Source organism: Pseudomonas sp. PS01300, assembly GCF_029960155.1.
Classification (GTDB): Bacteria; Pseudomonadota; Gammaproteobacteria; order Pseudomonadales; family Pseudomonadaceae; genus Aquipseudomonas; species Aquipseudomonas palmensis.
On record NZ_JASCPN010000003.1, the window covers coordinates 15522 to 29032 of the forward strand.

The window sequence follows — 13511 nt, forward strand, 5'->3', positions numbered from 1 at the left end:
AGACAGCGTTGCGGCCTTCGCCGGCAATGCCGGCTCCTGCACACACCGCAAAGCTTCGGGATCAGTGATGGACATCGCGCACCACCCGCTCACGCAGCGCCGCATCCTCCTGCACCCAGTACTGCGCCTTGCCCGCCACCCGCGCCGCCACCGCCACGCCGTCGCGGTACACCACCCGGTTGCCGCTCACCGCTGCCACCTTGCTGCCGGGCAGCAAGGTGCCCACCAGGTTCAGCGGGTCGCTGGCACTCACCGCCACCAGGCTGCCATCCAGCGGGCGCCTGCGTACTTCGCGCAATACGCCGATGGCCTCGGGCAAGGCGAACTGTTCGCCGGCCAGCCCGCTGATGAAGCGACCGCCACGGATCTCGCCACGCGCCTCCAGGCGGTGCAACGTGCGCAGCAGGTCCCGCCAGCTCGGCAGCCAGTCGGCCTCGCGTTCGAGCAGCCGCCAGCACACCACGCCATAGCGGCGCAGCAGGGTCAGGGCCACCTGTTCCAGGGCGTCCTCGGCCGGCGTGCCGGCGCGGCGCAGCAATGCCCAGCGCCCGGCGTCCTCCATGCCGCCACTGAATGCCCCGCGACCGCGCCGATGGCTGCGTGCCTGGCGCTTGCTGGCGGGGGTGATCAGTGCACGCAGGCCGGCAAAGCTGTCGGCACTGATCTGCCCGGCCGCCACCAGTTCCTGCAGGGCTGTCTCCAGCTCGCTGGGCAACAGGCGTGCCTCGTCGCGCAGCTCATCGAAAAACAGTGCGCCGTGCTCGCTGAGCGCGGCCAGCACACGTTGCGCGCGGGGCGACGGTGCCGGGGCGTCGTCGGTGGCGGCCAGTGCTCGCCACAACCCCAGCCGCGCCCGTGGCAACAGCACGACAGGGGTGCTGCGCAGGGTACTGGCCGCAGCCTTGCCCGAAGGGGCCAGGCGAGCCCACACGAACTTGCCGGCCCGGCAGGCATCGTCCAGCCACTGCCCGCTGTAGTCGCGCAGCCGGCTCGGCAGCAGGTCGCTTTCCCAGGCCGAGGCCGCTGCGGCGAAGCCTTCCAGTTGGGTCAGCGCCTCGCCCAGCGCCGCCGGGCCTTCCAGCCGGGTGCCGGGCGAAAGGTGCTGCCAGTCGAACAGAAAGCGCATGAAGTCCTGCAGGCTGACCGGCTCGATTTCGCGGCGCAGGCGCTTGAGCGTGTAGCGGTGGATGCGCGCCAGCAGGTGGCGTTCGCACCATTGTTCAGGGGTGTGGCCCGGGCTGAAGTGCCCGCGCATCACATAGCCCTCGGCTTCCAGGCGCAGCATGGCCTGCTCGACCTGTGAGGGGCTCAGGCACAGCGGCGCGCCGATCTCGCTGCTGGTCAGCGGGCCGAAGCCGCTCAGGCGCGCGCGCAGCAGTTCCACGGCAGCACTGTCGGCATCGATGGGCTGATCGAACCCGGGCAATGGGGTGGGCGCCGCTTGCGGGTACAGCGCCAGCAGCCACGGCAGGCGTTCGCGGGCCAGCCACAGGCCGCCACCCTGCGGCAGCTTCAGGTGGCAGGCGCGTGCGCCGGCGGCCAGTTGCTGCAGCCATGCCAGCCAGCCCGGGTTGGCCTGCACCTCGGCATCGCACACGGCCGCCAGGCTCATCAGTGCCTCGTGCATTTCGTCGGTGCCGCCGGGCAACGGCCAGGCCTCGGCACGCACTGCGGCAATCGCCTGCGGATCCAGTGCGCCCAGGTCGTCGGCACTTTGCGGGTCGCTCCAGCGCCGGTTGAGCACGGCCTGGGTGCGCCGCTCTTCCAGCGGTGCGTCATCGAGAAAGGCGTATGGACGTGCATTCAGGATCGCCGCCGCCAGGGGCGAAGGCGCCGGCAGGTCGCGGCAGATCAGGCGGATGCGCTTGTCTTCGATGCGCCGCAGCAGGTTCACCCAGCCCTCGCAATCCATCGCCTCGTGCAGGCAGTCGTCGAGGGTCTGCTCCACCAGCGGGTGGTCGGGAATCTCGCGCTCGCCGACGATGTTTTCCAGGCACGCCAGCTGGTCGGGGAACACGGCAGCGGTGAGGTCTTCGCTTTTCATGCGCTGGATCTGCGGGGCGACCTTGCGCCCGCCGGCATAGCGCGGCAGTGCCAGCGACACCCCGGCGTTCCAGCGCCAGCGCACGCCGAACAGCGGCGCATCGAGCACGGCCTGGGTCAGCAGGTGCTCGGCACTGGCGCTGGAAATGTAGCGCCACACCTCTTCCAGGGCAAAACTGTGGCCGGCCGACAGCGACAGGATCAGCGCATCCTCGCTGGCTGCCGCCTGCAACTCGAAATTGAAGGTGCGACAGAAGCGCTTGCGCAGTGCCAGCCCCCAGGCGCGGTTGATGCGGCTGCCGAAGGGCGAGTGGATGATCAGTTGGGTACCGCCGGACTCATCGAAAAAGCGCTCCATGATCAGGGTGTCCTGCGAGGGTAGGGCGCCGAGGGCCTGGCGGGTGCGGGCCAGGTAGTCGAGCAGTTGCTCGGCGCTGTCCGCGTTCAGCCCGAGCGTGGCGTGCAGCCAGGTCAGCAGCGGTTGCAACTGGCCGCCGCTGGTATCCAGGCGCTGGTCGATTTCGGCTTGCAGGCGTGCCACCGCGAAGGACAGCTCGTCGCTGCGCCCCGGCGCCTCGCCCAGCCAGAAGGGGATGGTCGGCGGTTGCCCGTGGGCATCCTCTACCCGTACCTTGCCGGCCTCCACGCGCAGGATGCGGTACGACGCGTTGCCCAGCTGGAATATGTCGCCGGCGATGCTCTCCACCGCGAAGTCTTCGTTCACGCTGCCGATGTTCAAGGCCTGGGGTTCAAGCAGCACGCGGTAGTCGGCGTTGTCCGGTATCGCCCCGCCACTGGTCAGGGCGGCCAGCTGGCTGCCGCGCCTTCCACGCAACTGGGCACTGACCGCATCGCGGTGCAGGTACGCGCCGCGCACGCCCTGGCGCCCGCTGTAGCCTTCGGCGAGCATGCGCAGCAGGGCCTGGTAATGTGCCTGGTCGAGATTGGCGTAGGGCATCGCGCGGGTGAGGCACGCAAACAGCGCCTGTTCGTCCCAGGGCTGGCAACTGACCTCGGCGACGATCTGCTGGGCCAGCACGTCCAGCGGTGCGTTGGGGATATGCAGCTCGTCCAGCTCGCCACGGCGCACGCAGTCGAGCAGGGCCACGCACTCGATCAGCTCGTCGCGGGTGGTAGCGAACACACGACCCTTGGGGGTGCCGTCCACCTGGTGGCCGGAGCGGCCAACCCTCTGCAGCAGCGCGGCAATCGAGCCAGGCGAGCCGATCTGGCACACCAGGTCGACCTCGCCGATGTCGATGCCCAGCTCCAGCGAGGCGGTGGCCACCAGCACCTGCAGCTCGCCGCGCTTGAGACGCTGCTCGGCGTCGAGGCGAAATTCCTTGGCCAGGCTGCCATGGTGCGCGGCCACCGCCTCGCGCCCCAGGCGCTCGCTCAGGTGGCGCGCCAGGCGCTCGGCCAGGCGCCGGGTGTTGACGAACACCAGGGTGGTGCGATGCTCGCGGGCCAGTTGCGCGAGGCGATCGTAGACCAGCTCCCACACATCGTTGGCCATCACCGCGCCCAGTGGCGTGCGCGGTACCTCGATGGCCAGGTCGCGCTGGCGCGCATGGCCGATATCCACCAGGGCGCAGGGGCGCTGATGGCCCACCAGGTACTGCGCCACCCGCTCGATCGGACGCTGGGTGGCCGACAGGCCGATGCGCCGCAGCGGGCGCTGGCACAGCGCCTGCAGGCGTTCCAGGCTCAACGCCAGGTGGCTGCCGCGCTTGTTGCCGGCCACGGCGTGGATCTCGTCGACGATTACCGTGTGCACCGAGGCCAGGCCCTGGCGCCCGGACGTCGAGCCGAGCAGCACGTACAGCGACTCGGGGGTGGTCACCAGGATATGCGGGGGCTGGCGGCGCATGGCCGCGCGTTCCTTCTGCGGGGTATCGCCGCTGCGCACTGCGGTGCGCAGGGTAGGGGTGGGCAGCCCGAGGGCGGCCAGTTCGGCGCTGATACCGGCCAGGGGGGCCTGCAGGTTGAGCTGGATGTCGTTGGACAGCGCCTTGAGCGGCGAGACGTACACCACCAGCGTCTGTTCGGGCAGCTCGCCGCCGGCTTGCAGGGCCTGGGTGAAGAGTTCGTCGAGGACCGCGAGGAACGCGGTGAGGGTCTTGCCGGAGCCGGTGGGGGCCGCCACCAGCAGCGATTGCCCGCTGCGGATCAGCGGCCACGCCTGGGCCTGGGCGGCGGTCACCGTGGCGAAACGGTGCTGGAACCAGGCACGGACGGCGGGGTGGAAGCCGTCGAGTACCGGGTGATTGCGGGCGGGCAGGTTCATCAGCTGTTTATGCGGTCGTTGCGCCCTGGTTGCAAGGGGCTTTCGTCAGGCTGCTGCGGCCGCTTCGCCGGCAAGATTGAAAGCCCTGCGCCAGCATGTGATCCTAGCGCGCCTTCCCCGCCACGAGCCGCCCACCATGAGCAAAACCATCCGTATCGCCGCTGCCCTGTTGCTCGACGCTCAGGGCCGAACCCTGTTGGTACGCAAGCGCGGCACCCTGGCCTTCATGCAGCCTGGCGGCAAGATCGAACCCCACGAGCAACCCGTGGATGCCCTGGCCCGCGAGCTGTTCGAAGAGCTGGGCCTGCGCATCGACCCGCAGCAGGCGCAGTACCTGGGCCAGTTCAGCGCACCGGCGGCCAACGAGCCGGGTTTCGAAGTGCAAGCCGAGCTGTTTCAGTTGCACACCGACCTGACGCTTGAACCCGCAGCGGAAATCGAGGAAGCCTGCTGGGTCGACGCCCACCAGGTGGATCACCTCGAACTGGCGCCGCTGACCCGCGACCTGATCCTGCCGCTGCACCTGCAACGGGCCGCGCAATGATCCCGCTGCACGAATGGCTGCTGTTCAGCGGCGCCGCGCTGCTGATGGTACTGACCCCCGGGCCGAACATGATCTACCTGATCTCGCGCTCGATCTGCCAGGGCCGCATGGCCGGCGTGACGTCGCTGATCGGTGTGGTGGGCGGGTTTCTGGTGCACATGACGGCCGCAGCTGTGGGCCTCACCGCGTTGTTCATGGCCGTGCCGCTGGGTTACGACCTGCTGCGCTGGGCCGGTGCCGGCTACCTGCTGTGGATGGCCTGGCAGGCGGTCAAGCCGGGTGCGCGCTCGCCGTTCGAGCCCCGTGAGGTGGCCCCGGATTCACCGGCGCGGCTGGTGACGATGGGGTTTCTGACCAGCGTGCTGAACCCCAAGGTGGCGGTGTTCTACCTGTCGGTGCTGCCGCAGTTCATTTCGCCCGAACACGGCTCGGTGCTGGCGCAGAGCCTGACCCTGGGCCTGGGCCTGACCCAGATCGGCGTGAGCTTCACCGTGAACCTGCTGATCGCACTGTTCGCCGCCGGCCTGTCGGCCTGGTTCGCGCGCTACCCGCTGTGGCTGATGTTGCAGCGCTACGTGATGGGCTTTGTGCTGGCGGCCCTTGCGCTGCGCCTGGTGCAGGAACAACGCAAACTGGCTTGATGCTTGCCGCTTGAACCTTCAGCGCACCGCACTGACCCCATCCAGGGTTGAGAACGAGGTGTCCTTGGCGGTCAGCAGAAAGTCGCGCATATACGGTGCATCGAGCATGTCGCTGCGCACTGCGGCGTACAGCGTGGCGAACAGGCCCTTCTCACCCAGGCGCTTGCCCTTCACGTAGCCGCGCGAGCTGTACTCGTGCAGGGCCCAGTGCGGCATGCCGCACACCCCGCGTCCGCTGGCCACCAACTGCATCATCATCACCGTCAGCTCGGCGGTGCGCACCTGCCCGGGCTCGATGTCGGCAGGCTCCAGAAAGCGCGTGAAGATGTCCAGGCGGTCGCGTTCCACCGGGTAGGTGATCAGGGTTTCCGTGGCCAGGTCCTGCGGCACCACGTAGGGCCTGGAGGCCAGTACGTGCTGGTTGGCCACCGCCAGCATCGCCTCGTAGGTGAACAGCGGCACGTAGGTGATACCGGTCAGCTCCAGCGGGTCGGAGGTCACCACCAGGTCCAGGTCGCCACGGGCCAGGGCCGGCAGCGGGGCGAAGGCGAAGCCCGAGGCCAGGTCCAGCTCCACCTCTGGCCAGGCATCGCGGAACTGGTCGATGGTGGGCATCAGCCACTGGAAGCAGCTGTGGCACTCGATGGCCATGTGCAGGCGCCCGGCAGTGCCGCCGGCCAGGCGCGCGATGTCCCGTTCGGCGCCGCGCAGCAGCGGCAGGGTGGCGTCGGCCAGTTGCAGCAGGCGCAGGCCGGCGCTGGTGAAGCGGATCGGCTTGGTCTTGCGGGTGAACAGCTGCATGCCCAGGCGTTCTTCGAGTTCCTTGAACTGGTGGGACAACGCCGACTGGGTCAGGTGCAGGCGCTCGGCGGCCTCCACCAGGCTGTCGGCTTCGCGCAGGGCGTGCAGGGTCTTGAGGTGGCGAATTTCCAGCACCAGGGTGCTCCATGAACAGAATTTGATGGATGAGACAATTCGTTGAGTTTGTCTCATGTTGACGATGCTGTCGACCGCCCGGCAGTTGTCATCAAACGGTCACCGATCTGTGGCAGCGCGCCGGCATGAACTTCATCAGACTCGCGCTTTACTGGCGAACTGCACTCTGGTGTTTCTTTCATGCGGGCATTCCTGTTTCTGGTGGCGCTGTGCAGCGCCTTTTCTTCGTTCGCGGCGCCTCGCTGCGACATCACTTCAGCTATCCGATACGCCGAGGCGGGGCCGGTCAGCCTGGCCTATCAGAGCATCGGGCGTGACAGCGACCCGGCCCTGCTGCTGGTCATGGGCCTGGGCGGCCAGTTGATCCACTGGCCCGACGAGGTGGTACTTGCGCTGTGCCAGCAGGGCTTCAGGGTGATCCGCTACGACAACCGCGACGTCGGCCTGTCGCGCTGGAACCAGCCCCCCGCCCAGGCCAACCTGACGGTCGAGGCGCTGCGCTACCGGCTCGGCCTGCCGGTGGCGGCGCCCTACAGCCTGAGCGACATGGCCGCTGATGGCCTGGCGCTGATGGATGCGCTGCACGCGCAGCGCTTTCATGTGCTGGGGGTGAGCATGGGTGGAATGATTGCCCAGCACCTGGCGGCGATGGCGCCCGAGCGGGTCGAGAGCCTGACCCTGATCATGTCCAGTTCGGGTGCACAGGGGCTGCCGGCGCCTGCGCCGGCGCTGGTTCGGCAGTTGGCCCGGCGCGGTGCGCCGAATCGCCAGGTGGCCCTGGAGCAGCAGGCCGACCTGCTGGCCGCGCTGGGCAGCCCGCAGGTGCAGGATGATCGCCAGGCCCTGTTGCAGCAGGCCGCCACCGCCTACGACCGGGCCTTCAACCCCGAAGGCGTGCAGCGCCAGGTCATGGCCATACTTGCCGAGCCCAGCCGTGTCGAGCTGCTCGACAACCTGCGGGTACCGGCCCTGGTGGTGCACGGCACGGCCGACCCGCTGTTGCCGGTGATGCACGGCGTGCACCTGGCCGCGCACATCCAGGGCAGCCAGCTACGCCTGATACCGGGCCTGGCGCATCGCTTCCAGGAGCCGTTCAAGGCCCCGTTGCTGGCGGCGGTACTGCCTTACCTGAAGGCGCACCGCGAAGAGCTGGGCCATCTGGCCCAACGCTAGTGCAGGCGCACCCATACGCTGACCAGCACGGTGGCGGCGATCAGCCAGGCCACTGCCGCCAGCGCCAGTGACAGCTCCAGGCGCAGGCGGTCGACCAGCACGTACAGCGCGGCCAGGTAAACGAAGTAGGGGATGATCGACCACATGCCGAACACGATGGTGGCCTTCAGGTCCTCCAGCGAGCGGCCCTTGCCGATGATGTAGTGGGCAATCAGGGCAAAGGTGGGAAACAGCGGCACCAGCCCGGCCACGTAGTAATTGCGGGTCTTGGCCAGGGCCGCGATGATCAGCACCACCACGGCGCCCAGGCAGGCCTTGAGAATCATGTCCATCGAAACGCTCGCTCAGGCCAGGCCGTATTTTTTGACTTTGTCGAACAGGGTGGTCTTGGCCATGCCCAGCTCCTGGCTGGCCTGGCTGAGGTTGCCGCCGGTGCGCTGCAGCGCGTCGCTGAGCAGGTTGCGCTCGAAGGCCTCGACCGCCTCGGCAAAGCCAAGGCTCTGCGCCACATTGGCGCCGGCCTTCTTGAACGCCGGCAGGCCCAGGGCATGGCGTTCGGCCACGTTGCGCAGCTCGCGCACGTTGCCCGGCCAGTCATGGGCCATCAGGCGCGACAGGGTCTGGCTGTCCAGCGGCGGTGCCTCGCGGTCGAAGCGCAGGGCCGACTGCTGCAGGAAGTGCTCGAACAGTTGCAGGATGTCTTCGCGGCGCTCGCGCAGCGGCGGCAGTTCCAGGGTCACCACGTTGAGGCGGTAGTACAGGTCGCTGCGAAACTGGCCGGTCTGGCCGAGGGCATCCAGGTCCGATTTGGTGGCGGCGATCACCCGGCAATCCACCGCAATGCTCTGGTTCGAACCCAGGCGTTCCAGGGTGCGCTCCTGCAACACGCGCAGCAGCTTGATCTGCAGATTGAGCGGCATGCTCTCGACTTCGTCGAGAAACAGCGTGCCGCCGTTGGCGTGCTCGATCTTGCCGATGCGGCGCTTGCCGGCACCCGTGAAGGCGTTGGCCTCGTGGCCGAAGATTTCGGTCTCGAACAGGTTCTCCGGCAGGCCACCGCAGTTCAACGCCACGAAGGGCTGGCTCTGGCGCCGGCTGAAGTCGTGCAGGCAGCGCGCGACCAGCTCCTTGCCGGTGCCGGTCTCGCCCTCGATCAGCACATTGGCCGAGGTATCGGCGACGTTGGCGATCAGCTCGCGCAGGTTCTGCATGGCCGGCGAGCGGCCGATGATGCGCCCCTCCAGAGTGCTGCGCTCGGCCAGCTGGCGGCGCAGCGAGAACACTTCGCGGGCCAGGCCGCGCTGTTCCAGCGCCCGGCGCACCACATCCACCAGGCGCTCCGGCGAGAAGGGCTTTTCCATGAAGTCGTAGGCGCCGTTGCGCATGGCGCCCACGGCCATGTCGATGTCGCCGTGGCCGGTGATCAGCACCACCGGCAGGCTCTTGTCGCGGGCCTTGAGGCGGCTGAGCAGTTCCAGGCCATCGATGCCCGGCAGGCGGATATCGCTGACCACGATGCCGGCGAAATCATCGCCGATGCGCTCCAGTGCCTGTTCGGCACTGCCGACGCCTTCGCAGGCGATATCTTCCAGGGCCAGCGCCTGCTGGCACCCGAGCAACACATGCGGATCGTCTTCGACGATCAGGACGGTAAGGGGCGATGGGGTCATAGGGACTCGGCAGGTTCAGTGGGGGCATCGACCAGCGGCAGGCTGAGCACGAACGCGGTACCGCCGCTGGCGGGGTGTTCGACGTTCAGGGTACCGCCGGCTGCAGCGGCGAGGCTGGCCGACAGGGTCAGGCCCAGGCCCAGGCCGTGCTCGCCCGGTTTGGTGGTGAAAAACGGTTCGAACAGGTGCTTGCGCGCTTCATCGTCGATGCCATGGCCGTTGTCGCGCACGCGCAGGCGGTACTTGTCGCCCACCAGCTCGCCTTCGAGCCAGAGTTGCGGCAGCGGCACCGCGGCCATGGCATCCAGGGCGTTGCCGATCAGGTTGACCAGGATCTGCTCCAGGCGGGTCTGGTCGATGGTCAGTTGCTGGTCGGCGTACTCGAGGTGCAGTTTCAGGTGACAGCCCTCGATGCGCGCATTGAGCAGTTGCAGGGCGGCGGTCACGGCCTTTTCCAGCGAGGCCTGGCCACGGTCGTCGCCGCGCCGGGCGAACGAGCGCAGGCTGGCGGTGATACGGCCCATGCGGTCGATCAGTTCGTTCATGGTCAGCAGGTTGGCGCTGGCGGTTTCCAGCGCACCGCGCTGCAGAAAGCGCACGGTGTTGCCCGACAGGGTGCGCAGCGCCGCCAGCGGCTGGTTCAGCTCATGGGCGATGCTGGTCGACATCTGCCCGATGGCCGCCAGCTTGCCGGCCTGCACCAGTTCGTCCTGGGCATGGCGCAGGGTCTGCTCGGCGTGCCGGCGTTCGCGGATCTGGCCCTTGAGGCGTTCGTTGCTGGCACGCAGGTCGGCGGTGCGCTCGGCAATCTTGCGTTCGAGCTGGTTGTTGGCTTCTTCCAGCGCCTCGCGGGCGGCCAGGCGGGTGGCGATCACCTTGCGTCGCTCGTTCCAGGCTATCAGCAGGATCGCCAGCAGGGCGAAGGCCACGGCCACCAGCACGCCCTGGATCATCGATTCGTGGCGCAGGTCCTGCAGCGGGGTCAGCAGGGTGAAGTGCCAGGGCGTGTCGCTCAGGCGCCGGGTCTGGGCCAGGTAGGTGACCTTGCGGTTGCTGTCGCCCAGTTCGGCATTGGCCGGAAAGGTCAGCTTCTCGACCCCGTCGGCGAGCTTCTCGCGCGCCAGCGGCTGCAGTTCGTTGAGCGGGAACCAGTAGTACTGCAGGCTGCGCGCCAGGCGCTCCTTGATTTCCGGGGTCAGCGGGCGCACCGACTTCAGCCGCCGCGCCGGGTCGCTGGAGAGGATGATGATGCCGTTCTCGTCGCTGACGAAGGCTTCCAGGCGGGCTCGCTGCCAGCGCTCTTCGAGGGCTTCCAGGCGCACCTTGATCACCGCCACGCCGATGATCTTGCCGTGTTCCTCCAGGCCATGGGCCAGGTAGTAGCCAGGTTCGCCGGTGGTGCTGCCGATGCCGTAGAAGCGCCCGGGCTGGCCGCGCACGGCATTCTGGAAATAGGCACGGAACGAGAGGTCTTCGCCCAGGTAGCTGTCGACGTCGCGCCAGTTGCTGGTGGCCTGCACCCGGCCGGTGGTGTCGAGCACATAGATGGCGCGGCTGCGGCTGCGCCGGTTGAGCCCTTCGAGGTATTCGTTGACCGCCTGGCGCTGGTCGCCATCGGTGGAGTTCAGCAGGCTGGAGACGCTGTCTTCGAGTTCCAGCAGGCTGGGCAGGTAGGTGTACTTGCTGATCTCGCTCTCGACCGCGCGGGCATGCAGTTCAAGCTGACGCTCGCCGGTCTCGCTGAGGGTGCGGATGCCGTTGTGCTCGCTGATCAGGTAGCCGATCACACCCAGGCCGATCATCAGCAGCAGGACCAGTGGGGGCAGGAACAGGTGGCGGATCAGGCGAGGTTTCACGGCAAGGTCAGGCTTGGCTGGGCGAAAGAGCGTGGGATCGCATTTCATCACAGTGGCCTTGTCACGACCAGCGCCCTCTGCCCGGCGTGGGCCGGGCAGGGGCACCGGGCGGCATCAGTGCTGCAGGATCTTGCTGAGGAAGTGCTGGGTACGCTCGTCGCGCACGCTCTGGTCACCGAAGAACTCTTCCTTGGTGCAGTCTTCGATGATGTTGCCCTTGTCCATGAAGATCACCCGGTTGGCCACTTTGCGCGCAAAGCCCATTTCGTGGGTCACGCACATCATGGTCATGCCTTCGTGGGCCAGTTGCACCATCACGTCGAGTACCTCGCTGACCATTTCCGGGTCCAGTGCCGAGGTGGGTTCGTCGAACAGCATCACGATCGGATCCATGGCCAGGGCGCGGGCGATGGCCACGCGCTGCTGCTGGCCGCCGGAGAGCTGGCCGGGGTGCTTGTGCGCATGGGCCGACAGGCCGACGCGCTCGAGCAGTTGCAGGCCCTTCTTGGTGGCTTCTTCCTTGCTGCGGCCCAGCACCTTGATCTGCGCGATGGTCAGGTTCTCGGTGATGGTCAGGTGCGGGAACAGTTCGAAGTGCTGGAACACCATGCCGACCCGCGAGCGCAGCTTGGGCAGGTTGGTCTTGGGGTCGGCGATCGAGGTGCCGTCGACCACGATGTCGCCCTTCTGGAACGGTTCCAGCGCATTGACGCACTTGATCAGGGTGGACTTGCCCGAGCCAGACGGCCCGCACACCACCACCACTTCGCCTTTCTTGACCTCGGTGCTGCAGTCGGTCAGAACCTGGAAATCGCCGTACCACTTGTTGACGTTCTTGATGGAAATCATACGGTTATCCTTTTCTGCAGACGCTTGACCAGGAAGGAAGCGGAGAAGCTGATGACAAAGTACACGGCGCCGGCAAACAGCAGGAACTCGTTGGAGCGCCCGATGATGTCGCCACTGGCCCGTGCCGAGTTGAGGAAGTCCACCAGGCCCACGGTGTAGACCAGCGAGGTGTCCTGGAACAGGATGATGCTCTGCTGCAGCAGCAGCGGGGTCATCTTGCGAAATGCCTGGGGCAGGATGATCAGGCGCATGGTCTGCGCGTAGTTCATGCCCAGTGCCTGGGCAGCCGCCATCTGGCCCTTGGAGATCGACTGCACGCCGGCCCGCACGATTTCGCAGAAGTACGCCGCCTCGAACATCATGAATGCCACGACGCAGGAGGTGAACGCACCCACCGGGGTGTCTTCGCCGGTGATCCAGCGCAGCACGAACGGTACCGCCAGGTAGAACCAGGTGATCACCAGCAGCAGCGGGATGGAGCGAAAGTAGTTCACGTAGGCGCCGGCCAGGCGCGACAGCAGCTTGCTCGACGACAACCGCATCAGTGCCAGCACGGTACCCAGCGCGATGCCGCCAATGATGCCCATGAGCATCAGCTGCAGGGTCATCTTCATGCCGTTCCACAGGCCCGGCAGGGCTGGCACGATTCCACTGAAATCCATGTCCATTATTTACCCCCCACGGAGATCAGGCCCGGCACCGCGACTTTCTTCTCGACCAGGCGCATCAGCAGCATCAGCCCCATGTTCAGGGTGAAGTAGATCAGCGTGGCCAGGGTGAAGGCCTCGAACAGGTTGGCCGAGAACTCGGCGGTCTGCTTGGTCTGTGCCAGCAGCTCCATCAGGCCGATCAGCGACGCCACCGAGGAGTTCTTGAACACGTTCAGGAATTCGGAGGTAAGCGGCGGAATGATGATCCGGTAGGCTTGCGGCAGCAGCACGTTGTTGTAGATCTGCGGCAGGCTGAAGCCCATGGCGCGGGCAGCGGCTTCCTGGCCACGGGGCAGTGCCTGGATGCCGGTGCGCACCTGCTCGCACACCCGTGCAGCGGTGAACAGCCCCAGGCAGATGACCACGCTGATCAGCGCCGAGGTGGTCGGGTTGAGGTCCTGCTTGTACCACTCCTGCAGGCCTTCGGGCAGCAGGTCGGGTACCAGGAAGTACCAGATGAACAGCTGCACCAGCAGCGGCACATTGCGAAACAGTTCCACGTAGCACGTGGCGATACCCGACACCAGACGGTTCGGTACGGTACGCATGACGCCGAGCACCGAGCCCAGCAGCAGCGCAATGATCCAGGCGGCAACGGCGATCAGGATGGTCCAGCCCAGGCCGGTGATATACCAGTCCAGGTAGGTCTCGCTGCCAACGCCGGTGGACTTGAAAAAAACGCCCCAGTCCCAGTTGTAATTCATCGGGGTCTCCCCTCAGATCGGTTGTTTCACGGGCACCTTCGAGCATCCGGGGGCGCTGGGCGCCCTCGGATGAAAGGTTAGACACTAACTAGCTGGGG

11 protein-coding genes are annotated in these 13511 nt (G+C 67.1%); 3 read left to right on the forward strand and 8 right to left on the reverse strand.

The features are described 5' to 3' along the window. Positions 1-61: 61 nt before the first annotated feature. The gene (locus QMX96_RS02415) at positions 62-4330 is read right to left on the reverse strand and encodes a DEAD/DEAH box helicase (protein ID WP_282361133.1); all 4269 of its coding nucleotides are present in this window, start codon (positions 4328-4330) and stop codon (positions 62-64) included. 136 nt (positions 4331-4466) lie between these two features. Between QMX96_RS02415 and QMX96_RS02420 the strand changes: the two genes are divergently transcribed. Together QMX96_RS02420 and QMX96_RS02425 are read left to right on the forward strand one after the other, a co-directional pair. Beyond that, the gene (locus QMX96_RS02420) at positions 4467-4874 is read left to right on the forward strand and encodes an NUDIX domain-containing protein (RefSeq protein WP_043861997.1); all 408 of its coding nucleotides are present in this window, start codon (positions 4467-4469) and stop codon (positions 4872-4874) included. Beyond that, a complete protein-coding gene (locus QMX96_RS02425; protein WP_282361135.1) occupies positions 4871-5515 on the forward strand; it encodes a LysE family translocator in 645 nt (214 codons plus the stop codon). Before QMX96_RS02420 ends, QMX96_RS02425 begins: the two co-directional genes overlap by 4 nt. A gap of 18 nt (positions 5516-5533) precedes the next feature. Here QMX96_RS02425 and metR read toward each other — a convergent pair whose 3' ends face one another. After that, positions 5534-6451: a transcriptional regulator MetR gene (metR, locus tag QMX96_RS02430; RefSeq protein ID WP_043861995.1), complete on the reverse strand. Its 918-nt coding sequence runs from the start codon at positions 6449-6451 to the stop codon at positions 5534-5536. A 180-nt stretch (positions 6452-6631) separates the two neighbouring features. Here metR and QMX96_RS02435 point away from each other — a divergent pair, with 180 nt between their 5' ends. Continuing rightward, positions 6632-7624 (forward strand): alpha/beta hydrolase, encoded by a 993-nt coding sequence (locus QMX96_RS02435; RefSeq protein WP_100633593.1) that lies wholly within the window; start codon positions 6632-6634, stop codon positions 7622-7624. On the opposite strand, the gene QMX96_RS02440 is transcribed toward QMX96_RS02435, so the two are convergent. The 6 genes from QMX96_RS02440 to QMX96_RS02465 form a co-directional block, all read right to left on the reverse strand. Continuing rightward, a complete protein-coding gene (locus tag QMX96_RS02440; protein WP_173925076.1) occupies positions 7621-7947 on the reverse strand; it encodes a GlpM family protein in 327 nt (108 codons plus the stop codon). The genes QMX96_RS02435 and QMX96_RS02440 overlap by 4 nt on opposite strands. 21 nt (positions 7948-7968) lie before the next feature. Further along, positions 7969-9294: a sigma-54 dependent transcriptional regulator gene (locus QMX96_RS02445; RefSeq protein WP_043861992.1), complete on the reverse strand. Its 1326-nt coding sequence runs from the start codon at positions 9292-9294 to the stop codon at positions 7969-7971. Then, entirely contained in the window at positions 9291-11198 is a 1908-nt protein-coding gene (locus tag QMX96_RS02450; RefSeq protein ID WP_043861991.1) for an ATP-binding protein, read from the reverse strand. The genes QMX96_RS02445 and QMX96_RS02450 overlap by 4 nt, the downstream gene beginning before the upstream one ends. Positions 11199-11264: 66 nt before the next feature. Next, positions 11265-11999, reverse strand: a complete 735-nt coding sequence (locus QMX96_RS02455) for an amino acid ABC transporter ATP-binding protein (protein ID WP_043861990.1) — start codon at positions 11997-11999, stop codon at positions 11265-11267. Next, a complete protein-coding gene (locus tag QMX96_RS02460; RefSeq protein WP_043861989.1) occupies positions 11996-12667 on the reverse strand; it encodes an ABC transporter permease subunit in 672 nt (223 codons plus the stop codon). Before QMX96_RS02460 ends, QMX96_RS02455 begins: the two co-directional genes overlap by 4 nt. Further along, positions 12667-13413, reverse strand: a complete 747-nt coding sequence (locus tag QMX96_RS02465) for an amino acid ABC transporter permease (RefSeq protein ID WP_043861988.1) — start codon at positions 13411-13413, stop codon at positions 12667-12669. The genes QMX96_RS02460 and QMX96_RS02465 overlap by 1 nt, the downstream gene beginning before the upstream one ends. Positions 13414-13511: the final 98 nt, after the last annotated feature.